A 24139-nucleotide genomic window follows, 5' to 3' on the forward strand; every position below is an offset into this window, starting at 1 on the left:
GCGCGCACCGGAGGGCACGCGCGAGGGCCCGAGTCAGCCGGCCGGAGCCGCAGCGGGCGCTCCGGCGGCCACGAACTCCCCCTTCGCCGGGTCGGCGAGATACACCTGGGCCTCGCCGACGTCGAAGTACAGCCCGGTCAGCGCCAGCTCCCCGCGTGCTTCGGCCTCGGCGACCAGCGGATATTGCCGCAGATGCGTCAACTGCTGCAGGACGTTGTGCAACGCCAGCCGGTCCGGTTCGCGCTCCGGGCGCTCCCCGTCGAGGGTCACCGCACCGGCCCGCTGCCGGCTCGGTTCGGCGTGCACCAGCCAGGTCGCCAGCGCGGTGTCCGCGGGCGGACCGCTGGCCAGCGCGCCCATCGCACCGCACGAGGAGTGCCCGCACACCACGATTTCCCGCACGCCCAGCACCCCGACCGCGAATTCGATCGCCGCGTTGGTCGACGGATCGGCCTGCCCCGGCGGCACCAGGTTGCCGATGTTGCGGATGGTGAACAGGTCGCCCGGACCGGACGTGGTGATCAGGTTCGGCACGATCCGCGAATCACCGCAGGTGATGAACAGCGTGTGCGGCTGCTGAGCGTGCGCGAGCCCGCTGAGGACGTCCTTCAGCAGCGGCGCGGCCCGGCGCTGGAATTCGGTCGCGCCCCGGTGCGTGCGCTGCCCGGGAACCCGCACGTCCGCGGCCTGCCAAGCCGACCACGGAGCCAGCCACCTCGGCATCGCGCCGGCCGCCGCGGTGCGCCGGAGCGTCGGGCGGCCCTCCTTGCCCTTGGCGAACCACGGATGCCCGATCTCGTCGACGACCACCGTGCCGCCAGCGCGTTCGTGCGCTTGCTGCCAGGCGGAAAGGCTTTCGAACGCCGCGTGGTCGAGGTAGTCGGCGACCAGTTCCAGCGTCACCTTCGACCCCTCCGGAATCGTGCCCAGCACCTTCGTCAACCGCGGCACCGACAGGAACGTCAGCACACCTTCGACGATCACGCGCCATTCGCCGCTGTGCTGCTCGGCATGCACGCCCGACCACACGGTGCGACGCAGCATCAGCAGCACGGCCAGCACGATCCCGGCGAGCACGCCGGTCAGCAGGTCGAACACGACCACTCCGGCGACGGTCACCAGGTAAAGCGGCAGATCCCCATGTCGCAGCACTTGCCGCAGATGCCCGGGATTCACCAGCTTCGCGCCGACGTGCACGAGCAGCCCGGCGAGCGCGGCCAGCGGAATCGACTTCAGCACCCCGGCGAGCGCGACCACGAACACCAGCACCCACACGCCGTGCAGGATCGCCGAGGCCCGCGTGCGCGCCCCGGCCGCGACGTTCGTGGAACTGCGCACGATCACGCCGGTCACCGGCAGCCCGCCGATGGCGCCGGACACCATGTTCGCCGCGCCCTGGCCGATCAGCTCGCGGTTCAGGTTGGCGCGCGGGCCGTTCTGCAGCTTGTCGACCGCGACCGCGGACAGCAGGCTCTCGACGCTGGCGATCAGCGCGATCGTGACCACCGCGACCGCGACCTGGCCCCATCCGCCGTCCGGCAGCTGCGGCGCGAAGCGGATCTGCAGCAGATCGCCGGACAGTTCGACGCGCGGCAGCGTCATCCCGGCGGCAAGGGACACGAGCGTCGCGACGGCGATCGCCGCGAGCGGGCCGGGGATTTTCCTGACCGCGGCGGGAAGTTTGGGCCAGGCGAGGAGGATGGCGAGGGTCAGGACGCCGATCAGCGCGGCGGCGTCGTGGTGGGCGGCGATCTGCGCGGGCAGCTGGGCGATGTTCTCCAGCGCCGAACTCTGCGCCTTCCCGCCGAACAGCACGTGCAGCTGGCCGAGAACGATCGTGATGCCGATCCCGGCGAGCATCCCGTGCACGATCGCCGGCGAGATGGCCAGCGCCGCCCGCGCGACGCGGCTCAGGCCGAACAGGATCTGCAGCGCGCCGGCGAGGACGGTGATCAGGCAGGTGACCGCCCACCCGAAGGTGGAAATCGTCTCGGCCATCAGCACGGTGAGCCCGGCGGCGGGCCCGCTGACCTGCAGCGGAGAGCCGCCGAGGGCACCGGCGACCACGCCGCCGACGACGGCGGCGATCAGCCCGGCGACGATCGGCGCGCCGGACGCGAGGGCGATCCCGAGCGAAAGCGGGACCGCGACGAGGAAGACCACGAGCGAGGCGGGCACGTCGTGGCGAAGCACGGCAAGTCGTCTCATGATCACCAGGAAACCGGGATCCCTGTGAAATGTCCGCTATGTCCCACTCTATGGAGTGGATCTTTATCGAATTACCCACGATCGGGTTGCGTGACTAGGCTCGAACCACTACGCGCAGCCACGCCTAACCCGAAGTAACCTCAGGCCTTCGCCGCGGCGGCGTGCATCGCCGACGTGACCACCGCCAGGTCGGCCTCGGTGCTGATGTACGGCGGCATCGCGTAGATCAAATCCCGGAACGGCCGGAGCCACGCGCCCTCAGCCGTCACCACCTCGGTCGCGACGCCCATGTCCACCTCGTGATCGAGCTGCAGCACGCCGATCGCGCCCAGCACCCGCACATCCACGACGTGCGGCAGCTCCCGAGCCGGCTCAAGTCCTTGGCGCAGCGCGGTTTCGATCCGGGCCACATCGGACTGCCATTGGCCTTCAGCCAGCAAACCGAGCGAAGCGTTGGCGACCGCCGAAGCCAGCGGATTTCCCATGAACGTCGGTCCGTGCGCGAGCACCGGCAGCTCGCCACGCGTGATGCCGTCGGCGATTTCGGGCGTGCACAACGCGGCAGCCATCGTGAGATAGCCGCCGGTGAGCGCCTTGCCGACGCACAGCACATCGGGCGTCACGCCAGCGTGCTCGGCCGCGAAAAGCCTTCCAGTACGGCCGAATCCGGTCGCGATCTCGTCGAACACCAGCAGCACGTCGTGCTCACGAGTCAGCTCGCGCAGCGCTCGCAGGTAATCGGGATGGTGAAACCGCATGCCGCCCGCGCCCTGCACCACCGGTTCCACGATCACCGCGGCCAGTTCGTCCGCGTGCTGCTCGATCGCCTTCGCCAGTTCGTCCACATAGGACTGATCCACCGCAGTGTCGAAACCGGACGGCGGCGACGGCACGAAAACCTGTTCCGGCAGCACTCCGCGCCACAGCGAATGCATGCCGCCGTCCGGATCGCAGACGCTCATCGGCGTGAACGTGTCGCCGTGATAGCCGCCGCGCCAGGTCAGCAGCCGGTGTTTGCCGGGCAGCCCGCGAGAACGCTGGTACTGCAGGCACATTTTCACCGCGACCTCGACCGAAACCGAGCCCGAATCGCACAGGAACACGTGCTCGAGCCCGTCCGGAGTCATCTCGACCAACGTCTTCGCGAGCGTGATCGCCGGTTCGTGCGTGAGCCCGCCGAACATCACGTGGCTCATCCGCCCGGCCTGCTCCGCCAGCGCCGCGTCGAGCACCGGGTTCCGGTAGCCGTGCACCGCCGCCCACCAGGACGACATGCCGTCGACCAGTTCCCGTCCGTCGGCGAGCTTCAGCCGGACCCCGCTCGCCGCTTCCACGAGGAGAGGCGGCACGCGGCCCGGCATCGGCGCGTAGGGATGCCACACGTGCGCGGCGTCGAGGGCGAGGAGATCGGCAGCACTGGGTTCCACCCGCCGACCCTAACCGGGCAGCGGGCGGAACCGCAGTGACAGCCGCTACGCCCCGTTCAGCCGCACCGGCAGCGCCAGCACGCCGTGCACCAGCGAACTCGGCCGGTACACGATCCTTTCGACCGGCACGGCCAGGCTCAGCTCCGGGAACCGCGCCAGCAGCGAGCCCAGCGCGATCTGCGCCTCCAGCCGAGCCAGCGGCGCGCCGACGCAGTAGTGGATGCCGTGCCCGAACGCGAGGTGCCCGCCGGGCGGGCGGGTGACGTCGAGCGTGTCCGGGTCGGGGAACTTCTCCGGGTCGCGGTTGGCCGCCAACAGCGAAATCTGCAGGAACTCGTCGGTCGGGACGGTGACGCCGCCCGCCTCGATCTCCTCGACTGTGAAGCGCAGGGTCGCGAAGTTGATCGGCCCGTCGAACCGGAGGAATTCCTCGACCGCACCCGGCAGCAAGCTCGGGTCGGCACGCAGTTTCTCCGCCTGTTCGGGCGCGCGCAGCAACGCGAACGTGGCGTTGGCGATCAGGTTGACCGTCGTCTCGTGCCCGGCGACCAGCAACAGGAACGCCATCGAGACCAGTTCGTCCTCGTCGAGCGAATCGCCTTCGTCGCTGGCGTGCACGAGGTCCGACAACAGGTCTTCGGCCGGTTCGGCGCGCTTGCTCTCGATCAGCTGCTGCAGGTATTCCTGCATCTCCCGCGCCGCCACGGCCTGGGACTCCGGGTCCACGGAGAACGACAGCAGCGTGTGCGACCAGGCGGTGAACTCGCCGCGGTCCTCGACGCGCACGCCGAGCAGCTCGCAGATGACGGTGATCGGCAACGGCTCGGCGAACGCCTGCACCAGGTCGACCTGCTCGTGCTGGGCCATCTCGTCCAGCAGCGAATCGGCGATCTCCTGGATCCGCGGCCGCAGCCGCGCCACGGTGCGAGAGGTGAACGCCTTGTTCACCAGCTTGCGCAGCCGGGTGTGGACCGGCGGGTCGCTGTTGAGCATGTGCCGGGTGAGCAGGTTGCCGAAGTCCGGCGCGTCGATCTCTTGGCCGACCTTCGCCGCGTACACCCGCTGCACCTCGGCGCTGTCCTTGCTGACGCGCGGATCGTTGAGCAGCTCGCGCGCCTGCTCGTATCCGCTGACCAGGTAGGACGGGATGCCGCGCCGGGCGGTCATCGGGCACACCGCGCCGGATTCGCGCCGCCGCGCCAGCCATTCGTGCGGGTTTTGCCAGAATTCCTCGTCCGCCAAAGGAAGTTCCTCGGCGTGTTCGTCGACACTCACTGCTGGGACCCCCAGTGCAGTTCGGTCAGCGTTCGGCCAATGCCGCCTCGACGCGCTCGACCACTTGTTTCCAATATGCCCGCTGTTCGGCCTTCTCCGCCACGTCCGCGAGCTGCTCCTGGCGGATCTTCAGCGTGCTGCGCTTGCCGAGGTCCGCGACTTCGAGCTCCAGCAAGGAATCGTGGTCCCAGTCCGTCGGACGCCAGGTGAGCCGCAACAGGTCCTCGGAATAGCTGCGGATCTCGCCGGTGGTGCCGTGTTCGGTCTCGTATCCGGCCCCGCGTTCGCGCGGCAGCTCGACGCCAGGGCCGAGCCAGATCTCCACTCCGTCCCCCACCAAGAACTCCCATACCCGGCTGCCCGGGTACGGCATCGTGCGGGAAACGGCTGTCTCCCAACCACTCCGCCCGGTCTTGCCCTCCTCGTTGGCCATGCCGCCATCATGGCATCGAGGACCGACGGAAACCGGTGCGGGATCATGCGATCGTGCGCTACCGCCCCATCTCCCCCGACGCCCTCGCCGCCGAACTGACCGAGCGCGTCGACGCGCTCACCCACCGCAGACGAATCGCGGTCGCGATCGACGGAGCGGCCGGAACGGGCCCGCTCGCCGAGGCGCTGACCGACCCGCTGAAGCTGCTCGGCCGGGCCGCGCTGCGCGTGCCGGCCACGGGATTTTTGCGACCGGCGTCACTCCGTTTCGAGCACGGGAAACAAGATCCGGACGCCCGGTATACCGATTGGCTCGATGTGGGCGGTCTGCGCCGGGAAGTCCTGGACCCGCTGGCCGACGACGGCAGCGGCGAAGTGCTGCCCGCGCTGTGGGACGCCGAACGCGACCGCGCGACCAGGCTGCCGCGCGTCCCGGTCCCCGACCGCGGCGTCGTAGTGGTCGATGGAGAGTTCTTGCTGGGCGCGGGATTGGCGTTCGATTTCGTGGTGCATTTGTGGCTTTCGCCGGGTGCCCTGCGCCGTCGCGTATCCGAAGAATGGGCGCTGCCCGCTTACGAACGCTACGAGAACGAAGTCGACCCGAGCGCCCTCGCGGACGTCGTGGTCCGCGTGGACGACCCGCGCCACCCCGCGATTTACGAACCCTGATCCCGGGTCAGCGGACCGCCGTCACCGGATCGCCGTCCAGGAGCGTCGAGAGGCGCTTCGCCATCGTGTCCCAGCGCCAGTTCTCAGCGACCCACGAACGGCCCGCCTCGCCCATCCTGCGGGCGCGCACCGGGTCGGACAGCAGCGCCACCAGAGTCTCCGCGAGCTGTCCCGGGTCTCGGCCGTCGACCACGTGGCCGGTCACCTCGTCCAGCACCGCCTCCGGCGCCCCGCCGGACGTGCCCGCGACCACCGGCAGCCCGGTCGCGGACGCCTCCAGGTAGACGATGCCGAGCCCTTCCACGTCGAGCCCCTTGCCGCGCGTGCGGGCAGGCATCGCGAAGACGTCGCCCGCGTTGTAGTGCGCGGGCAGTTCCTCCCACGGCACCGAGCCAGTGAAGACCACGTCGTCGGTGACATTGAGCGCCTCGGCCAGCTGGGTAAGCCGCTTGCGGTACGGACCGCCGCCAACGAGCAGCAACGCCGCGCCGGGCACGCGCTCGCGGATCGCGGGCAGCGCGGAGATCAGCATGTCCTGCCCCTTGCGCGGAACCAGCCGCGAAACGCACACGATCGTCGGCCGATCGCCAAGACCGTGCCGGGCGCGGATCTCTTCACGGCCAGCCGGATCCGGCGCGAAAACCGTGGTGTCGACGCCGCTCGGCAGCATTTCCAGCCCAGCGTGCCGACCAAATGCGGCGGCGAACCGATTGCGGGTGTACTTGCTGACGTACGTGACCACGTCGACCGTCTCGCCGATCCGCCGCAACGCCTGCCGCGAGCCCGGAAGCATCGACCAGCCGACTTCGTGCCCGTGCGTGGAAGCGACGATCCTGCGCGCGCCCGCCTGCCGCAGCGGGTGGCCAAGCAGCGCGAGCGGGGCGGCCGCGCCGAACCAGACGGCCTCACAGCCGCGAGCGCGCATGATCTGCTTCGCGCGACGCAGGACGTCCGGCGTGGGCAGCATCAGCGACGTCGGATGCCGCACGACTTCGAACGGAGCGGCCGCGTCGAACTCGACGTGCGAACCGCTGCTGCGCTCCCAGGACGGCGCGTAGACGACGAGGTCGTCCGCGGGCAGCCGGGTGGCCAGCGAATTGAGGTAATTCTGGATGCCCCCGGGGCGCGGCGGGAAGTCGTTCGTCACGAGCAGGGTCCTCAGCACCCCCGCAGGCTACCGACGGGCGGTTTCGCGGGAGCGGGCCGGTGAAGCGAGAACGCCTTGCCGGGTACTTGCCCACCGGCGAACAATGCGGTGGTTACCGGTCGGAGACTCGGTCACCGCGACGATGGAGTGCGCCGCGTAGCGCGCTCGTGATCCCGCGTTGCAACCTCCGCAAGATCTTGATCGTCTCCTCGTCCGAAAAGCCGGTCGTGACCGACCAGTCGATGCCGGACCCGAACACGTCGCTGGCGAACACGATTTCGGCGGACACCAGCAGCCGTCGCCAGTCCGGAACGCTGAGCGGCTCACCGGCGGAGAGCGCTGCTTGCAGGCGCCGCCCGTCCTCGTACAGACCAGCCAGGCCCTGGAAGCCCATCGCCACCGCGAGTTCATCGGTGCAATGCGCTGGGCCGCTCCACTCACCCAGTCCACGAGACAGCACGGCGCGCTCGTCGTCAGCCAGCTCGATCGCCACCAGTTCGTTCACCGGCGAATCATGCCCCGAACGCCCACGCCACCATCAGTGGGAACTCTTCGCACCAGAACGCGCCACCGTGCGATCCGGCTCGCTCGGTCAAGACGACGTCCGCCCCGGCGTCGCGCAACGCGTCCGCCCACCGGGTCGCGTTCTGGAGGAAGAACGGTTCCTGCGTGCCAGCGACGAGGTACGTGCGCGGAAGCGTCGGCAGGTCAGCGGGCGGTCGATAACCGCCTCCGGGCGAGGCGCACAAAACCGTGCCGTAGCCGTCCGGATGCCGAAGCCCCAGGGCCAGCGCCAATTCTCCACCGGCCGAGACACCGCACACCGCGGTGCGCTCGGCGGGCAACGCCACTCCGAACCTCGATCGCACCCAGTGGCGGACGTCCCGGCGGAAAAACCTCTCGTGCGCCGAGAATCGCTCCGAATCGAAGCCCGGCGAGTACTCCTGAAGCCGCAGGGTCTCATCGGCCGAGCGGTGCACACCGACGATCATCGTGGGCGGCACGTCCGCGGCCTCGAGGTCAGTGCCCCACTGCGAGATCAACTCGCCGTCACCGGCGAACACGACCGCCTCGGGCCGATCCGCCGGGACGTAGACCGTGACCTCGCGACCGGCGTCGTATTCGAAGGTCTCGGTGACCAGTTCGCCCGCGAGCGCCATCGTCGGCTCCTCCGGTCAGGCTCGAAGCCAGCGGATTTCCTCGTCGCCGGTTCGCGGCCGGCCGGGAAACGACACCGGGGCGGCACCGCGTCCTGCGGTGCCGCCCCGGCGAGGCGAGAACGTCCGGTCAGGCGACCCGGCGCGCGCCCACGTACTGGCTCTGCAGCGGCGAGATCTTGACGACGTCGCCGGTGGTCGGCGCGTGCACCATCATCCCGTTGCCGATGTACATGCCCACGTGCGAAACCGGCGTGTAGTAGAACACCAGGTCGCCGGGCTGGAGCTGGCTGCGCGGGACCGGCGTGCCGGTCTGGCTCTGCGCCTGGCTCGAACGCGGCAGCGAGACGCCCGCCTGCTTGTAGGCCCACAGCATGAGACCGGAGCAGTCGTACGAGCTCGGCCCGGTGGCGCCCCACTCGTAGGGCTTGCCCCGCTGGCTCAGCGCGGCCTGGACGGCGGCCGCCGCGGCCGGGCCGGCGTTCGCGAGGTCCACCGAGATGTCGCCGCCGGTGTCCTTCTGCGCGTTCCGATCCGCCTGGCTCAGCGCCGACGTGGTCTTCTTCAGCTCGGCGACCTGGTCGTCGAGCGTCTTCTTCTTGGCCGTGATGTCTTCGGTCAGCTTCGCGGCCGCGTCGCGAGCCGCGGTGGCCCGCTGCGCGGCGTCGGCTGCCAGCTTCTCGGCGGCCTTCGCCTGGTCGACCGCGCCCTGGAGCTTCTCGAGCGCGGCGGCCTTCTGCGACGCGATCTGGTCCAGCGCCGCCGAACGGTCGAGGAACTCCTGCGTCGACGTGCCCGCCAGCAGCGCGGACAGCTTGTTCATCTGCACGCCGGACAGGAACGACGCGTTCGCGAACTTGTCGACGTCGACCTTGTACTTCTTCTCGTTCTCGGCGGCCTGCGCGGAGAGGTTGTGGGCGTTGCCCACGTCTCCGTTGGCCTTGTCGAGGTCGCCTTGGCGCGCGGACAGGTCGTCTTTGGCTTTGAGGAGGTCCTCGTTCGCCTTCTCCGCCTGCGCCGCGAGGTCGCGGTACTTGGCGAGAGCGTCCGAACCGGAGTCCGGCGGGGCCTGGAGGACGGGGAGGGGGGAAGCGGCTGCGGTGCCCGCTGGCTGCGCCGCGGTGACGATAGCGATCACCGAGGCGGCCGCGAGGGCGCCTGACACCACGCGCTTGACTGGATGCGACTGCACGGCCGCGCGGGTCTCCTTTGCTCGTCGGGCCGCCGTGGCCGGAACCCCGGCGCGGAAGAGGTCGGGGGCCCTCTTCGCGCACGCTGCCCGTCCGCGTTCCGGCCGTCGTGTTCCACAACAGCTTTTCCGCGCACGGTGGTTGGTTCCAGCTCTGACTCCCCGACAAAGCCGAACCGGCGGCGATCCCGCGTCGCCGTCGTCCGACAGCTGCCTGGCGCGAGATCTCGGCCAGGTTACGAAAAGACCGTCGGCGCGTCCACCGGGCCCCCCGTAAAAACTCTCCGTAGTCCGGCGAAACACCATCGGACCAGCAAGGCAGTCCAATGTGACTTAGACCACACGCCGTGGCAGCACAAACGGCCCTCTCCGTTACTTACCGTTTACCGCACCGAGGCGACCGCTCGGCGAGTCAGTGTCACCCACTGGTGTCACGCCGACCTACTGTCGGTCTCCGGAACCAGGCGCAGCCGCGGCACCATCCCCGCCTCGGCGAGCGCGTCGACAGCTCGCCGTTCGTCCGCGTCCCAGACGAGCCCGACCGGCGGCCCGAGCAGCACGCTGACCACGCAATCGGCACACGCCGCCCCGCGCACCGCACACCGGTCGCAATCGACGACGAACGTGTCGATGTCCTCGACCGCGACGTCCACCGCACCAGCCGGACGCCGCTCTTCCTGGTGGGAGGTAACGGGTTTCGCCCGCTTCGCGCTCCGCGACGCGCCCGAGCGCCGCCGCGCCGAGAGCCGGGACCGGGCAAGGTCGGCAGGCTCACCCGTTCCCGCCGGGTCGACGGCACCCGTTCCCGCCGGGTCGACGGCCTCCGTCTCGTCGAGCGCACCAGGCCGCGCCCGCTCCGGCACGGTTGGCGAGCCCACAGCATCAGCTCCTGTCCCCAGCCGCGTCTCCACCTCTCCCCCGGCACCCGACAGCCGTACGTGTTCGCCCACGCCAACCGAGCCCACAGCGCCCGTTCCAGACGGCATCTCTCCAGAACCCGGCAGCCGCACCGGCTCGCCCACGCCAACTGAACCCGCGGCATCAGCCGCTTCCTCTGCTCCCGGTAGCGTCCCCGCGCCGATCCCCTCGCCAGGCCGCCGCAAAGCAACAGCCGTCCCATCAGCGCACCCGCCGGAACCAGGCGAAACGCCGCTTTCCCGGCGCGCCTCCAAATCCCGGTCCCGCGTGGCCGGACTCACCTCAGTGGCAAGACTCACCGAAGAACCCGCCCCGCCCGGGTGACCGCCCCGGTCCGGCGGCCGAGACCGCTGAGCCGCCCCGCCGTCGACACCGGCGCCCCGATCCCCCGGACCCGCCGCGAAGCGAACTTCTCCGCTGACCCCAGCCGAGCCCTCCGCACGCACGCCGTAACCGGCCCCGAACCGCTCCTGCTTGTTCTCGCTCATCGCCGAGCCTCCGTTCCTCCGAGAAGTCCCCGGACCGGTTCCGGGAATCGCCTCGGGAACAAACGGTAGGAAGCACCACCGACAATTTTCGGGGCCCGCACGTCGGGCAGGGTCAGACTCGACCCAATCGGCTGACGAGCACGGCCGACGGAGCGGGGTGCGCACCGGCCGCGCGGACCGAATCCGCGACCGCCCGGTCGGACGTCGCGACGACCATCGGACGGCCCTTCGGCTCGGCCGCGACCAGGGACCGGATCACGTCGTCGGCGAGCACCCCACGCTCGGAGAACAGCACTCGCACCCCGCGCGGCACGGCGGCGGGCACCGACAGCACGCCGGCCCCGTCGAAGACCACCGTGACCTCCGCCGACGTGCGCGCCGCCAGCGCCGAGAGCTGATGCACCAGCCGATCTCGCTGGTCGGCCAGCGCCAGCTCCGGATAACCCGTTTTGGTGACGTTGTAGCCGTCCACGATGAGATGGACGTTCGGCAACGCCAGATGCCGGTCGAGCGCCGTGACGTCCTGGATCCGCCCGCCAGGGCCGAGCCCGGACCGCGCGCCGCTCACCATGTCGGCAGGGCGCGCGCCGCGGTCGCCCAAAGCGAGTTCACGACGCAAGCCGTGCACGGCACCGTCGATGGTGTCCACCAGCAACGCCAGCCGGACCTCGTCGGCCTCCCTGGCCTCGCGCGCCGACTGCCGGGCCATCTCCGCGTCCGCGACCGCCCGTTCAGCACGGGCTCGTTCGGAAGCGACCCGGCGGCGTTCCCGGTCGAGCTGCACGTTCAGCGTCTCGATCTCGCGTTGCCGCGTCGCTCCCCCGTCGGCCAGCTCGGCTCGCGCAGCCTCGGCCGCGTCCTTGGCCTGCCGCAGCAGCACGCCCTGCTCACGCAGCCGGCGCAGCAGCTTCTCGACCTCGGCCTCGCGTTCGCCGCGCACGCTCTCGACCGCTCCGCGCGCCTCTTCCAACTCAGCGCGCAGCTCGGCGAGTTCGGCTTCAAGACGTTGATTCCGGGCCAGCGCCGCGTCCCGCTCAGCGCGCAACGCGGTTTCTTCGGCGTTCTTCGCGACCAGCCGCACGCGTCCGGCCGCACCGGATTCACCGAGCAGGACCGCGGCGGCAGCGGCCGCGACGGAGTCCGAAACGTTCGGGTCGAGTGCGTCTGTCCGGTGCTCGCGCAGCCATTCCAAGACCGCGGTACGGAACTGCGCGGAATCCCCCAACGCGGTCAGCAGCGCCGTGCCGCCGAGCTTCGCGCGCTTGGCCGGAGCGAACTTCGCGACCGGCCGCAGCTGCCTCGGCACGTCCGCGACCGGCAGTTTCGCCACCGCGGCCGCGGCCAGTTCGGCGATGCGCTCGCGCACCGCCTCCGGCAGGCTCGTCCACGACGACGGTTCCGGACACGTCCCCGTTTCCGGGACCTCGACGTCCTCCTCCGCCCGCGCCGGAACCGCCGAGGGGCCGACGGCCTCCGCGGCTTCTTCCGGTTCGACGGGCTGAGGGTGCATTGGTCCAGGGTAGGCCCCGCCGCCGGATCCCGCGCCGCACCGGCCCGTTCCGCTGGTCACCATCGGGCCACGGGCGGCGCGCGCGAAGATTGTCGGTGGTCGGGCCTACTGTGCGCGATCATGGAGACCCGACCGAGGCCGGACCAGGTTCAGCTGGCGTTCGACGAGCTCGGCACCCCGCTGCGGGACACCACGTTCGTCGTGTTCGACCTCGAAACCACCGGCACCAAGCCCGGCCCGGACGGGATCACCGAGATCGGCGCGGTCAAGGTCCGCGCCGGACAGGTGCTGGGCGAGTTCGCGACGCTGGTCAACCCGGGCACGCCGATCCCGCCGCAGATCGTCGAGCTGACCGGGATCACGCAGGCGATGGTCTACGACGCGCCGCGGATCGAACGCGTGCTGCCCGCGTTCCTGGAGTTCATCGCGGGTGCCGTGCTGGTCGCGCACAACTCCGGCTTCGACACCAGCTTCATGAAGGCGGCCTGCGAGGGACACGGCTACGTCTGGCCGCGCCCCACCGTCGTCTGCACGGTGAAGCTCGCGCGCCGGGTCATCCCGCGCGAAGAAGCGCGAAGCTACCGGTTGTCCTCGCTGTCGATGCTGCTCGGCGCGCGCACCCGGCCGACGCACCGTGCGCTCGACGACGCCCGCGCCACCACCGACGTCCTGCACGCGCTGCTGGAGCGCGTCGGCAACCTCGGCGTCCACACCGTCGAGGAGCTGATCGACTACCTCCCGAACGTCACGCCAGCCCAGCGTCGCAAACGAAACCTCGCCGCCGACCTCCCGTCCCGGCCGGGTGTGTACCTCTTCAAGGGACCACGCGACGAAGTGCTGTACGTCGGCACCGCGCGGGACCTGAGACGGCGTGTGCGGACTTATTTCACCGGTTCCGAAAGCCGGGGCCGGATCCGGGAAATGGTCGCGCTGGCGGAGCGGGTGGACGCCATCGAGTGCGCGCACTCCCTTGAGGCGGAGATCCGCGAGCTGCGGCTGATCGCCGCGCACCGGCCGGCGTACAACCGGCGTTCGAAAAACCCGCACCACGGCTGGTGGATCAGCCTTACCGACGAGGCTTTCCCACGGCTTTCCGTGGTACGCCTGCCGCGCGCAGGCACGCTCGGACCGTTCCGCAGCCAAGCCGACGCGCGCACCGCCGCCGAGACCCTTGCCGACGCCTCCGGCTTGCGCACCTGCACGCAACGCATCTCGGCCACCTCCGCGTCCGGCACGCCCTGCGTTCTGGCGGAGCTTGGTCGTTGCGGAGCGCCGTGTGCGGGGCGGCAGACCGTCGACGACTACTCCCCCGCCGTGGAAGCCGCTCGTGGGCTCATCGCTGGTCACGACGGCCGCCCGTTGCATCTGGCCGCGGCGAGGCTGGAGGAGATGGCGGAGCGAAGGCATTACGAACAGGCCGCCCGGCACCGCGACGAACTGGCCGGGCTGGTCCGTGCCGTCGGCCGCGCGCATCGGCAGGCCGCGCTCGCGTCGGTCGCGGAACTCATCGCGGCCGCTCCGGATGGCAATGGTGGCTGGGAGCTGTCCGTCATCCGTTACGGCAGGCTCGCTTCCGCTGGGGTCGCGCGCCGTGGAGTGCCGCCGATGCCGGTGGTCGAATCCCTGGTCGCCGCAGGGGAAACTGTACTGCCTGGGGATGGGCCATTGCGCGGCGCTCCCGGCGAGGAGGTCGGGATTCTGCTGCGCTGGCTCGCCCGGCCTGGGACCCGGCTTGTCCGTACTACGCGACCGTGGGCCGAGCCTGCCGCCGTCGCGGGATGGCAAGCCTGGCTGGCCAGAGTCGCCGACGCCCGTTCCCTGGAACATGTCGCAGGCTGACCGCCCCGCCACGGCGTCCTCGGGGGCGTTCCCGGCTACGATCGCGCTCGAGTAGTTACCGCCAGCAAGTGGGAGGAACGCTGTGATCACGGCGATCGTGCTGATCAACGTAGAGGCCGAGGAGATCCCGCAGGCCGCGCAGGCGATCGCGGACCTCGACCAGGTGTCCGAGGTCTACTCGTGCGCCGGGGACGTCGACCTCATCGCCACCGTGCGCGTGCAGGCCCACGAGGACCTCGCCGACCTGATCCCGGGCCGCATCGGCAAGGTCCGCGGCGTGCTCGACACGGTCACCCACATCGCGTTCCGGTCCTACTCGCGCGCCGACACCGATTCCGCGTTCGAGATCGGCGTCGAAGGGGCCTGACCCGCCGGGAATTGTCGTACCCCCGGGCTAACGTCCGGGGCATGACGACACTGCGGTTGGCGGAGGTCACCAGCGACAACGTGGGCGCGGCCTGCGATCTGTCGGTGGCGCCCCACCAGGAGCATTACGTGGCCCCGGTCGCCCGGTCGCTGGCGGAGGCCTACACCCAGCCGGACACGGCCTGGCCAAGGCTGGTCTACGCCGGGGACGACCTCGTCGGCTTCGTCATGGCCGCCTTCGATCCGGGCTGTCCGATCGACTACTTCCGGTGCGGCGTCTGGCGGTTGAACATCGCCGCCGAGCACCAGAAGAAGGGCTACGGGAAGTTCGCTGTCGAAGCGGTGCTGGCGGAGGCACGTCGGCGCGGGAACGAGTCCGCGACGGTGCTTTGGGAGCCAGGCGAGCACAGCCCGGAGCCGTTCTATCTGCGGCTGGGTTTCCAGCCCACCGGCCAGATTCACGAGGGCGAGGTCGTCGCGCGCATCCGGCTCTGAAGCCCGCGGGCCGCGCTACCGTACTTCGCATGACGACCCTGCGTCTGGTCGAAATCACGGTCGACAACGTGGAAAAAGCCTGCGATCTCAAAGTGGCGAAGCACCAGCGCGACTACGTTTCCTCGGTCGCCCGCTCGCTCGCCGAAGCCTACGTCCAGCCGGACATCGCCTGGCCGAGGCTGGTCTACACCGGGAAGAAACTCGTCGGCTTCGTCATGGCCGCCTTCGACCCGGACAACCCGACCGACTACTACCGCTCCTACCTCTGGCGGCTGAACATCGCGGCCAAACACCAGAAAAAGGGCTACGGCCGGTTCGCGGTCGAAGCCGTCCTGGCTGAAGCTCGCCGCCGCGACGCCGAATCCGTCACGGTCAGCTGGATGCCGGGCAAGCACAGCCCACAACCGTTCTATCTGAAGCTCGGCTTCAAGCCCACCGGCGAGATCGACGAAGACGGCGAGATCGTCGGCCGCATCCAGCTCTAAGCAACCACAGCAAGAAGGCCCCTCCCTCGCGATGAGGAAGGGGCCTTCCGGCTTGACCAGAAAGGACTCAGTGCCCGGAACCGACCTCGGTCGACTCCTCGGACCCTTCGACCTGCGCCTTGCCGTTCCCGTGGCCGTTGCCGCGAGCGCGGTCGAGCGCCTTCGTCTCTTCCGCCGGGTCCGGCGTCCAGATCGAACCGGGGACGGCGTGGCCCGCGGTGCCGAGCTTGTTCATCTTCTTCGGCACCGCCGCGCCCTGGTACTCGAGCGGGATGGCGTGGCCGTGGCTGTCCGTGCCGCCCAGCGGCTGGTGGATCTCGATGAACTCGCCGTGCGGCAGCCGCTTGATGATGCCGGTCTCGACGCCGTGCTCCAGCACTTCCCGGTCGGACCGCTGCAGGCCAAGGCAGATCCGGTAGGTGAAGTAGTACGCCAGCGGCGGCACGATCAGCACGCCGATGCGCCCGGCCCACGTCGTCGCGTTCAGCGAGATGTCGAACTGGTCGGCGATGATGTCGTTGAAGCCGGACAGCTCGATCACCGCGAAGAACCCGAGCGCCATCATGCCCAGCGCGGTGCGGACCGGTGCGTCGCGCGGACGCTGCAGCAGGTTGTGCGCCGCGTTGTCCTTGGACAGCTTGCGTTCCAGGAACGGATACCCGAGCAGCAGCGCGAACAGGATCGGCATGCCGATCGCGCCGGGGAAGAACACCGCCGGGATCGTGTAGTTCCCGAGATAGACCTCCCAGGCAGGCCAGATCCGGAGCATGCCGTCGGCCCAGGCCATGTAGAAGTCGGGCTGGGACCCCGCGGACACCATCGACGGGTTGTACGGGCCGAAGTTCCACACCGGGTTGATCTGGAACAGGCCGGACATCAACGCCAGCACGCCCACGACCAGGGTGAAGAACGCGCCGCCCTTGAGGGCGAAGTACGGCATGATCCGCACGCCGACGACGTTGGTCTCCTTGCGCCGCACGCCGGGGAACTGGGTGTGCTTCTGGTACCAGACCAGCGCGAGGTGCGCGCCGATCAGCGCCAGCATGATGCCCGGGACCAGCAGGATGTGCAGCGTGTAGAGGCGCGGGATGATCTGGTCGCCGGGGAACTCCCCGCCGAACAGCGCCCAGTGGATCCAGGTGCCGATCACCGGCACCGACAGCACGATGCCGGACAGGGTCGCGCGGATACCGGTGCCGGACAGCAGGTCGTCCGGGAGCGAATAGCCGAAGAAGCCCTCGAACATGCCCAGGATCAGCAGCAGGCCGCCGATGACCCAGTTCGCTTCACGGGGCTTGCGGAACGCGCCGGTGAAGAAGATCCGGAGCATGTGCACCATCATCGACGCGACGAAGATCAGCGCCGCCCAGTGGTGCAGCTGCCGCACGAACAGGCCGCCGCGCACGTCGAACGAGATGTCCAGCGTGGTGCGGAACGCCTGGGACATTTGCATGCCCTGCATGTTCGTGAAGCTGCCGTGGTACGTGACCTCCTGCATGGAGGGGTCGAAGAACAGCGTCAGGTACACCCCGGACAGCAGGATGACGATGAAGCTGTACAGGGCGATCTCGCCCAGCAGGAAGGACCAGTGGGTCGGGAACACCTTGTTCATCTGGTGCCGCAGGCCCTTGGCCAGCTTGTACCGCTGGTCCGCGTTGTCCGCGGCCTCGCCAAGGTGCTTCTGGAGTGCGCTCGTGCCCTTGGTCGGCGTGGTGAGTGAACTCATGACTTACGCTCCCAGAAGGCCGGTCCGATGGCCTCGTTGAAGTCGCCCTTCGCGATCAAGTATCCCTCTTCGTCAACCGTGATCGGAAGCTGCGCCAGCGGACGCGTCGCCGGGCCGAAGATGGGCTTCGCGTAGTGCAGGGCGTCGAACTGCGACTGGTGGCACGGGCAGAGGATGCGGTTCGTGCGCTGCTCGTACAGGGAGGTCGGGCAGCCGACGTGGCTGCAGATCTTCGTGTACGCGTAGTAGTCGCCGAAGTTGTAGTCCTCCTGGCCCTTGCGCTTGACCACGCGCGCGGCGTCGGTCGGGCGCAGCCGGATGAGCATGACCGGGTTGTCGACCCGCATCAGCGCCTCGGACAGCTTCTTCTCGTCGCCCTTTTCCGATTCGCGGTACGGGAAGACCGTCTCCATCGCGCCTGCGTCGAGGTCCTCGGCCTTGACCAGGGCGACGCCTTCCTTGACGTCCGCCTCGAGGTTGCCGGTGTTGCGGCGCAGATAGACCTTCTCGCCCTTGAACTGCGGCAGCCATCCGGTGTGCCAGAGGCCGTCCTTGTTCTCGGTGTCCTTCCACGGGTCCTTGATGAAGGACGCGATCGGGAGCGCCGCCACCGCGAGGCCGAGCGCGCCCGCGCCCGCGCCGGCGGTGCGCTTGATCAGCGACCGGCGGGCGATGCCGTTGCGGGTCCCGGCGTCGGCAAGGTGGGCCAGGATGGTGGCCCGGTCGACCTCGGCCGACGGGCCGTCGCTGCGCTGCTGCACCGAGGTCTCGTGCGGGACGAACTTCTTGGTGTAGAGGATCACGCCGATGCCGAGCGACAGCACCGCGAGACCGAGCGTGACGCCGAGCGCCGGGGTGTAGAGGCTGTAGGTCGAGTGCCCGGTCGGGTCGCTCGGGTCCTTGTACTCCCACCACTTCGGCCAGGCCATCACGACCACGAACGCCAGGCCGGCGAGCGCGGACAGGGCGAACCAGAACGCGACGAGGCGCTGCGCGCGCCGCTCCGCGCGGGTGCCCTCGACCGGCCACGGCTCCGGGTAGTCGACGATTTCGACGCCGTCCAGCTGACCGCCGAGCTTGAGCAGCTCGTCGCGGTCCATCTCAGCCAGCTCCGCCTCCGAGGGCGGCTTGGGCCCTTCGGCACTCATGCCTTCGATCCAATCCACAGCGTAATGCCGACGAGCGCGGCGATTCCGACGACGAAGGCGATGACGCCTTCGGAGGCGGGGCCGACCCCGCCGAGACCGTTGCCGCCCGGGTCGTTGTTGCCGTCGGACACCGACTTGACGTAGGCGATGATGTCCTTCTTCTCTTCCGCGCTGAGCTGGCGGTCGGAGAACTTCGGCATGTTCTGCGGCCCGGTGAGCATCGCGTCGTAGATCTGCTCCTCGGTGGCCGGGTCGAGCGGCGGCGCGTACTTGCCCGCCGACAGCGCGCCCCCGCGGCCGGTGAAGTTGTGGCACGAGGCGCAGTTGAGGCGGAACAGCTCGCCGCCGCGCGCCGGGTCGTTGCCGCGCAGCGCCTCGCCGCGCTCCTCCGGACGCTGCGCGCCGCCGCCGTGCGCCTGCACGTAGGCGCCGACCGCGTCGATCTCGCTCGGGGTCAGCTTCGGCGGCTTGCGGGCGATCTGCGCCTCCTGGCGCGCCGCGGGCATCCGGCCGGAGGAAGTCTGGAAGTAGACGGCCGCGTCGCCGATGCCGATGAGGCTCGGACCGCGGTCCTTGACGCCCTCGAGGTTCGCGCCGTGGCATTCGATGCAGGTGTTGTTGTAGACCTGCTCGCCCTGGCGCAGCAGCGCCGGGTCGCCCTGTGCCTGCGCGGTCTGCGGTTCCGGGGCGAAGACGGCGTACAGGGCGCCGGCCCCCACCAGGGCGACGCCGAGTGCGAGCACGCCCGCGAGGCGCCTGCGCATCTTCGAGCGCGCGCGGAACCGGCGCTCCGAGGATTTGGTGCTGGTGGTCATCTTGCGGCAACCCTTGCTGTCAGTTCAGGCCGTTTTGTGGTGGGCGGTGCGGAGATCAGGGAAGGATGTAGATCACCGCGAAGAGGCCTACCCACACGATGTCGACGAAGTGCCAGTAGTACGACACGACGATCGCCGAGGTGGCCTGCGCCGGAGTGAACTTGCTGAGCTTCGTGCGGACCAGCAGGAACACGAAGGCGATGAGCCCGCCGATCACGTGCAGGCCGTGGAAACCGGTCGCGAGGTAGAACACCGTGCCGAACGGGCCGGACGGGATCGTCAGCCCCTCCTCGACGAGGTTGTGGTACTCGTTCGCCTGCCCGGCCACGAAGATCGCGCCCATGATCAGCGTCACGATGTACCAGCGCCGCAGCCCGTAGACGTCGCCCCGCTCCGCGGCGAACACGCCGAACTGGCAGGTCAGCGACGACAGCACGAGGATCACCGTGAACGGGATCGCGTACGCGACGTTGAGGTGGAATTCCTCGCCGTGCAACGGCGGCGGCCAGGACGCCCCGGCCGGGTTCTGCGCCTTGACGGTGAAGAACATGGCGAACAGTCCGGCGAAGAACATCAGTTCGCTGGACAGCCACACGACGGTGCCGACACTGACCATGTTCGGCCGGTTCAGCGAGTGGACCCGCTGGCTGATGGTGGGAGCTGCCGTTGTCACGAATCGCATTATGTCCTCTCGTGCGGGCACCCCGCCCGCCGGGTCTGCGGCGGGTCGTGGGAGCTTCGCGTCACACCCGCGCGCGAGAGGCGGACCAGCACCGGAAGGAGCTACTCGTGAGTTGGCTGGAGAAGCTCCGTGACCTGGCGAGAAAGCCGGAAAACGCGGTTCTGGACCCGGACGCGCCCGGTCTGCGGGTCGTCGTTTCGGCGTTCGATCCGGCCGTCGCGGACTCCGCGGTGCTGGCCGATTCACCCGGCTGGGCAAGCGAAGCGCCCGCGGTGCTGGTGCATCACCTCGTGCTTCCGGCGGACCGGATCGAAGAGGCGGCGGCGATCCTCGCCCAGGACGGCTACGACCTGCGCGAGCAGAGCCGCGACGGCGACCGGGTGCTGGCGCACGCGCGGCGGGTGCAGGTGCTGGACGCCTTGCACTGCGCCCAGGAACGGTCCCGGATGGCCGGTTTGGCGCAGCGCCTCGGCGGCGACGCGCCGGGCTGGGAGGCGCGGCAACCGGGTGACTCGCCCACCGCGTCCGCGTGAGATGCGTCTCGGCGGATACGATCGCGGCTGTTCCACCCGTGACGAGACGGAGGCGTGCTCAATGAGCGAGCAGTCCCAGCGGATCCTGGTGTTCAGCCACAAGGCCGAGGTCCGCGAGGCGATCATGAACGCCGTCGGCAGGCGCCCGGCGGCCGACCTCGGCCGCGTCGAGTGGGTCGAGGCGTCCGGCATCGCCGACGTGCTCGCCGAAATGGACGCGGGCTCGGTCGACCTGGCGATCCTCGACGGCGAGGCCCAGCCGACCGGCGGCATCGGGCTGACCCGCCAGCTCAAGCACGAGATCGACGACTGCCCGCCGATCGTGGTGGCCGTCCGCCGCCGCGACGACCGATGGCTCGCCACCTGGGCGCTGGCCGACGCCGTGCTGGTGCACCCGCTCGACCCGCTGACCGCGGCGGAGACCGTCGCCGGCGTGCTGCGCGCCGGGCGGGTCCCCGCCGTCAACGGCGGCTGAGCCCGGTGGGCGCCACCCCGCACACCTGGCCCGCGCTGCTCACCCGGCTCATCGCCGGCGAGGACCTGTCCGCGGAGGACACGGCGTGGGCGATGGACCAGATCATGTCCGGCAGTGCCGGGCAGGCGCAGATCGGCGGCTTCGCGGTCGCGCTGCGCGCCAAGGGCGAAACGCCCGCGGAGATCTCCGGCATGGCCGACGCGATGCTGTCGCACGCCCGGCGGATCACGCTGAGCCGCCCGGCGGTGGACATCGTCGGCACCGGCGGCGACCGGTCGAACTCGGTGAACATCTCCACGATGGCGACGATCGTCACGGCGGCGGCGGGCGCGCCGGTGGCCAAGCACGGCAACCGGAGCGCGTCGTCGAAGTCCGGCGCGGCCGACGTGCTGGAAACCCTCGGCGTGAAGATCGACCTGCCGCCCGAGGCGGTGCTCGCGTCGCTCGAGGAGATCGGCATCGGGTTCTGCTTCGCGCCCGCGTTCCACCCGGCGTTCCGGCACACCGGCCCGCCGCGGCGCGAGCTGGGCGTGCCGACCACGTTCAACCTGCTGGGCCCGCTCACCAACCCGGCGCAGCCGCAAAGCGCGCTGATCGGGTGCGCCTACGCGGACAAAACCCGGGCACTGGCGGAGATTTTCGCCGAGCGCGGGATGTCGGTGCTGGTGGCCCGCGGCGACGACGGGCTGGACGAGATCACCACCACGACGACGACGTCGGTGCTGGTGGTCTCCGGCGGCACGGTGACGGAACGCTCCTTGGATCCGCAGTCGCTCGACATCCCGCGCGCCACGGCCGAAGACCTGCGCGGCGGCGACGCGGCGGCGAACGCGGAGGTCGTCCGGGAACTGGTGAGCGGCAAGACCGGCCCGGTGCGCGACGCGGTGGTGCTGAACGCCGCTGCAGCGCTGGCCGCTTTCGCGGGCTTCTCTGATTCGCTCGAGGACGACTTGGCGGCTGGGCTGGACCGAGCACGCCAGGCCATCGACAGCGGTGCGGCAGCGACGCTGCTGGACCGGTGGATCGCGTTCTCCTCGACTGGCCGCTGATCGTTCGCAGCGCACCCAATGCCTGGTCGCGTGACCTCGCTCCCCGCTGAGGTACGTGAGGGGAACCCTGAGGGAATCTGATTCCCTCAGGGTTCCCCTCACGTACGTTCATCCCAGCCGCCACATTGGGGCGCTCTGAGCCGACGGGTCACGAGCGGAAAGCGGTCCGGTAAGCGCTGGGCGTGGTCGAGCGCAGCCGCGAAAACTGGTGCCGCAACGCAGCCGCGGACGCATATCCACACGCGACCGCGATGTCCTCCACCGAAAGCGAACCCTCTTCCAACAACGCCTGTGCCCGGTCGAGGCGGCGTTCGGTCAGCCAGCGATGCGGCGTCGTCCCGGTGGCCGCGGAGAACCGGCGCAGGAACGTCCGCTCCCCCAACCCGCTGCGGCGAGCCAATTCCGCGACCGTGAACGGCTGGTCCAACCGCCGTTCCACCCATTCGAGCGCCTCGGCGACCACCGCGTCGTCCGGCGCGGCCGTCGCGGGCACCGGGGCCTGCACGAACTGCGCCTGTCCACCGGCGCGGTGCGGCGCGGCCACCATCCGCCGGGCCAACGCGGTAGCCGCCGCAACCCCGCGCAGTCGCCGCACGAGGTGCAGGCACAAATCCACTGCGGCAACCGTTCCGGCGCTGGTGAACACGCCGTCGTCGTCCGCGTAGAGGGCTTGCGGGTCGACTTCCGCAGTGGGAAACAACCGGCGGAATTCCGGCTCGTAGATCCAGTGCACCGTGCAGCGGCGACCGTCCAGAAGTCCCGCGTAGCCAAGGGAAAACACTCCCGCGCAGAACCCGGCCACCCACGCGCCACGTTCCCGAGCGGCGCGCAACGCGTCCAGCAACGGCTCCGGCGGCGGCGCGGTCCGCGGCGCTTGTGTCGGCACAATCACTAAATCCGCGGACGCCGCGAAGTCGAGATCACGCAGTCCGGAAAGGCCGAATCCGGACCAGCTGGCCACTTCCGCCCCGTTCGGCGAGCACACGCCGAAGTCCCAGCCGGGCATGCCGTCCGCGCTGCGGTCGGTGCCGAACACCTCGCACGCGACCCCCAGCTCGAACGGCGAAACCCGGTCCGCGAGCAGCACGGCGACCCGTTGCACGTCCACGCCGCCCAGGATGTCACAAGTTTTGCGGTCATTGTCATCTCTGACACTGGTTGAGCGTCGCCGCGAAGGCGAATCTGGGACGCATGAAGAACCCCGAATCCCGCCCGGTCCTGCAGTGGTCCGCGGCGATGGCGCTGTCCGGAACGATCGGCGCGGTCGTGCTCGAAAGCGGCGCGGCCGCCCCGGCCGTCGCGTTCGCCCGCTGCCTCGTCGGCGGCGTCCTGCTGATCGTGTGGTCCCTTGCCCGCGGCTGGTTCCGCGATTGGCGACCGACTCGCCGCGACCTGCTGCTCGCCGTCGCCGGCGGACTGCTGCTGGTCGGCAACTGGGTGCTGCTGTTCGCGTCCTACTCGCTGTCGTCCATCGGCGTCAGCACCGTCGTTTATCACACCCAGCCGCTGATTCTGGTCGGAATGGCGGCGATGTTCCTCGGCGAGAAAGTCGCCCGTTCGCACCTCATGCGAGCAGGCGTGGCGTTCGCCGGAGTTGTCGTGATTTCCCTTTCCGCACAAGGAGATGACGGGCAACCGGTCCGGTTCGCCGGGATCGCGCTCGCCCTCGGCGCGGCGCTGCTCTACGCCGGTGCGTCCTTCATCGCCAAGCAGCTCAAGCACATCCGGCCGCATCTGCTCGCCGCGGTTCAGCTGACGGTCGGCGCGATCGTGCTCGCGCCCGCGCTGATGTTCACGCCACTGCCGAGTTCGGCCCCGGGACTGCTGTGGCTCCTGCTGCTGGGCACGGTGCACACGGCGGTGATGTACGTGCTGATGTACGCCAGCATCGGCAAGCTGCCGACCACGACGGTGGCGCTGCTGTCCTACCTGTACCCGGTGGTCGCGGTCGTGGTGGACATGCTGGCGTTCGGCCACCGGCTCACCTGGCCGGAAGGCTTGGGCATGCTGGCCGTGCTCGCCGCCGCGCTGGCTCCGCAGCGCGCCAAGGCGGATACGCGAAACGCCCGGCCAGGAATCCCCAGCCGGGCGTCTCGGTGAAGCGGA

General features: G+C 69.9%; 24 protein-coding genes. 9 read left to right on the forward strand and 15 right to left on the reverse strand.

Going from position 1 to position 24139, the window contains the following annotated elements:
* Positions 1-33: 33 nt before the first annotated feature.
* The 4 genes from AB5I40_RS15680 to AB5I40_RS15695 all read right to left on the reverse strand — a co-directional run bounded on the left by AB5I40_RS15680 (position 34) and on the right by AB5I40_RS15695 (position 5343).
* Entirely contained in the window at positions 34-2208 is a 2175-nt protein-coding gene (locus tag AB5I40_RS15680; protein ID WP_370939229.1) for a SulP family inorganic anion transporter, read from the reverse strand.
* A 140-nt stretch (positions 2209-2348) separates the two neighbouring features.
* Positions 2349-3635, reverse strand: coding sequence for an adenosylmethionine--8-amino-7-oxononanoate transaminase (locus AB5I40_RS15685; RefSeq protein ID WP_370939230.1), 1287 nt, complete (start codon positions 3633-3635; stop codon positions 2349-2351).
* A 45-nt stretch (positions 3636-3680) separates the two neighbouring features.
* Positions 3681-4910 carry a cytochrome P450 gene (locus AB5I40_RS15690; RefSeq protein ID WP_370939231.1) on the reverse strand — a complete coding sequence of 410 codons (1230 nt, stop codon included), beginning with the start codon at positions 4908-4910 and terminating at the stop codon, positions 3681-3683.
* 25 nt (positions 4911-4935) lie between these two features.
* Complete coding sequence (locus tag AB5I40_RS15695; protein WP_370939232.1) at positions 4936-5343, reverse strand: SRPBCC domain-containing protein; 408 nt, start codon at positions 5341-5343, stop codon at positions 4936-4938.
* Between the two features lie 53 nt (positions 5344-5396).
* Here AB5I40_RS15695 and AB5I40_RS15700 point away from each other — a divergent pair, with 53 nt between their 5' ends.
* Entirely contained in the window at positions 5397-6011 is a 615-nt protein-coding gene (locus tag AB5I40_RS15700; protein ID WP_370939233.1) for a uridine kinase, read from the forward strand.
* Positions 6012-6018: 7 nt separating this feature from the next.
* On the opposite strand, the gene AB5I40_RS15705 is transcribed toward AB5I40_RS15700, so the two are convergent.
* The 6 genes from AB5I40_RS15705 to AB5I40_RS15730 form a co-directional block, all read right to left on the reverse strand.
* Complete coding sequence (locus AB5I40_RS15705; RefSeq protein ID WP_370939234.1) at positions 6019-7176, reverse strand: glycosyltransferase family 4 protein; 1158 nt, start codon at positions 7174-7176, stop codon at positions 6019-6021.
* A 94-nt stretch (positions 7177-7270) separates the two neighbouring features.
* Positions 7271-7663 (reverse strand): hypothetical protein, encoded by a 393-nt coding sequence (locus AB5I40_RS15710; protein ID WP_370939235.1) that lies wholly within the window; start codon positions 7661-7663, stop codon positions 7271-7273.
* Positions 7664-7670: 7 nt separating this feature from the next.
* On the reverse strand, positions 7671-8318 hold the full coding sequence (locus tag AB5I40_RS15715; RefSeq protein ID WP_370939236.1) for an alpha/beta hydrolase: 648 nt from the start codon (positions 8316-8318) through the stop codon (positions 7671-7673).
* Between the two features lie 127 nt (positions 8319-8445).
* The gene (locus AB5I40_RS15720) at positions 8446-9507 is read right to left on the reverse strand and encodes a C40 family peptidase (protein WP_370939237.1); all 1062 of its coding nucleotides are present in this window, start codon (positions 9505-9507) and stop codon (positions 8446-8448) included.
* A 428-nt stretch (positions 9508-9935) separates the two neighbouring features.
* Entirely contained in the window at positions 9936-10157 is a 222-nt protein-coding gene (locus tag AB5I40_RS15725; protein WP_037358162.1) for a hypothetical protein, read from the reverse strand.
* Between the two features lie 865 nt (positions 10158-11022).
* A complete protein-coding gene (locus AB5I40_RS15730) occupies positions 11023-12420 on the reverse strand; it encodes an NYN domain-containing protein (RefSeq protein ID WP_370939238.1) in 1398 nt (465 codons plus the stop codon).
* A 120-nt stretch (positions 12421-12540) separates the two neighbouring features.
* Here AB5I40_RS15730 and AB5I40_RS15735 point away from each other — a divergent pair, with 120 nt between their 5' ends.
* The 4 genes from AB5I40_RS15735 (at position 12541) to AB5I40_RS15750 (ending at position 15605) form a co-directional block, all read left to right on the forward strand.
* Positions 12541-14259, forward strand: coding sequence for a DEDD exonuclease domain-containing protein (locus tag AB5I40_RS15735; RefSeq protein WP_370939239.1), 1719 nt, complete (start codon positions 12541-12543; stop codon positions 14257-14259).
* Between the two features lie 82 nt (positions 14260-14341).
* Complete coding sequence (locus tag AB5I40_RS15740) at positions 14342-14626, forward strand: Lrp/AsnC family transcriptional regulator (protein WP_009074830.1); 285 nt, start codon at positions 14342-14344, stop codon at positions 14624-14626.
* A 41-nt stretch (positions 14627-14667) separates the two neighbouring features.
* Positions 14668-15120, forward strand: a complete 453-nt coding sequence (locus AB5I40_RS15745; protein WP_370939240.1) for a GNAT family N-acetyltransferase — start codon at positions 14668-14670, stop codon at positions 15118-15120.
* Positions 15121-15149: 29 nt separating this feature from the next.
* On the forward strand, positions 15150-15605 hold the full coding sequence (locus tag AB5I40_RS15750) for a GNAT family N-acetyltransferase (RefSeq protein ID WP_370939241.1): 456 nt from the start codon (positions 15150-15152) through the stop codon (positions 15603-15605).
* 67 nt (positions 15606-15672) lie between these two features.
* Here AB5I40_RS15750 and AB5I40_RS15755 read toward each other — a convergent pair whose 3' ends face one another.
* The 4 genes from AB5I40_RS15755 to AB5I40_RS15770 are packed head-to-tail and all read right to left on the reverse strand — an operon-like array spanning position 15673 to position 19976.
* Positions 15673-17331, reverse strand: a complete 1659-nt coding sequence (locus tag AB5I40_RS15755; RefSeq protein WP_370939242.1) for a cytochrome bc complex cytochrome b subunit — start codon at positions 17329-17331, stop codon at positions 15673-15675.
* Positions 17328-18479, reverse strand: a complete 1152-nt coding sequence (locus AB5I40_RS15760; protein WP_370939243.1) for a ubiquinol-cytochrome c reductase iron-sulfur subunit — start codon at positions 18477-18479, stop codon at positions 17328-17330. Before AB5I40_RS15760 ends, AB5I40_RS15755 begins: the two co-directional genes overlap by 4 nt.
* Positions 18476-19294 carry a c-type cytochrome gene (locus tag AB5I40_RS15765; RefSeq protein ID WP_037809539.1) on the reverse strand — a complete coding sequence of 273 codons (819 nt, stop codon included), beginning with the start codon at positions 19292-19294 and terminating at the stop codon, positions 18476-18478. Before AB5I40_RS15765 ends, AB5I40_RS15760 begins: the two co-directional genes overlap by 4 nt.
* Before the next feature lie 55 nt (positions 19295-19349).
* Positions 19350-19976, reverse strand: coding sequence for a heme-copper oxidase subunit III (locus AB5I40_RS15770; protein WP_370939245.1), 627 nt, complete (start codon positions 19974-19976; stop codon positions 19350-19352).
* A gap of 107 nt (positions 19977-20083) precedes the next feature.
* Here AB5I40_RS15770 and AB5I40_RS15775 point away from each other — a divergent pair, with 107 nt between their 5' ends.
* The 3 genes from AB5I40_RS15775 to trpD all read left to right on the forward strand — a co-directional run bounded on the left by AB5I40_RS15775 (position 20084) and on the right by trpD (position 22033).
* Positions 20084-20509, forward strand: a complete 426-nt coding sequence (locus AB5I40_RS15775) for a ribonuclease E inhibitor RraB (RefSeq protein WP_370939246.1) — start codon at positions 20084-20086, stop codon at positions 20507-20509.
* A gap of 61 nt (positions 20510-20570) precedes the next feature.
* A complete protein-coding gene (locus AB5I40_RS15780) occupies positions 20571-20984 on the forward strand; it encodes a hypothetical protein (RefSeq protein WP_116203867.1) in 414 nt (137 codons plus the stop codon).
* A gap of 5 nt (positions 20985-20989) precedes the next feature.
* Entirely contained in the window at positions 20990-22033 is a 1044-nt protein-coding gene (gene trpD, locus AB5I40_RS15785; RefSeq protein WP_370939247.1) for an anthranilate phosphoribosyltransferase, read from the forward strand.
* Positions 22034-22181: 148 nt separating this feature from the next.
* Here the strand turns inward: trpD and AB5I40_RS15790 are convergent, their stop codons facing one another.
* The gene (locus tag AB5I40_RS15790; protein WP_370939248.1) at positions 22182-23141 is read right to left on the reverse strand and encodes a GlxA family transcriptional regulator; all 960 of its coding nucleotides are present in this window, start codon (positions 23139-23141) and stop codon (positions 22182-22184) included.
* Between the two features lie 83 nt (positions 23142-23224).
* On the opposite strand from AB5I40_RS15790, the gene AB5I40_RS15795 reads away from it, so the two are divergent.
* Positions 23225-24133 (forward strand): DMT family transporter, encoded by a 909-nt coding sequence (locus tag AB5I40_RS15795; RefSeq protein WP_370939249.1) that lies wholly within the window; start codon positions 23225-23227, stop codon positions 24131-24133.
* The last annotated feature ends 6 nt before the right edge of the window (positions 24134-24139 follow it).

The organism is Amycolatopsis sp. cg13 (assembly GCF_041346965.1).
Taxonomy (GTDB): domain Bacteria; phylum Actinomycetota; class Actinomycetes; order Mycobacteriales; family Pseudonocardiaceae; genus Amycolatopsis.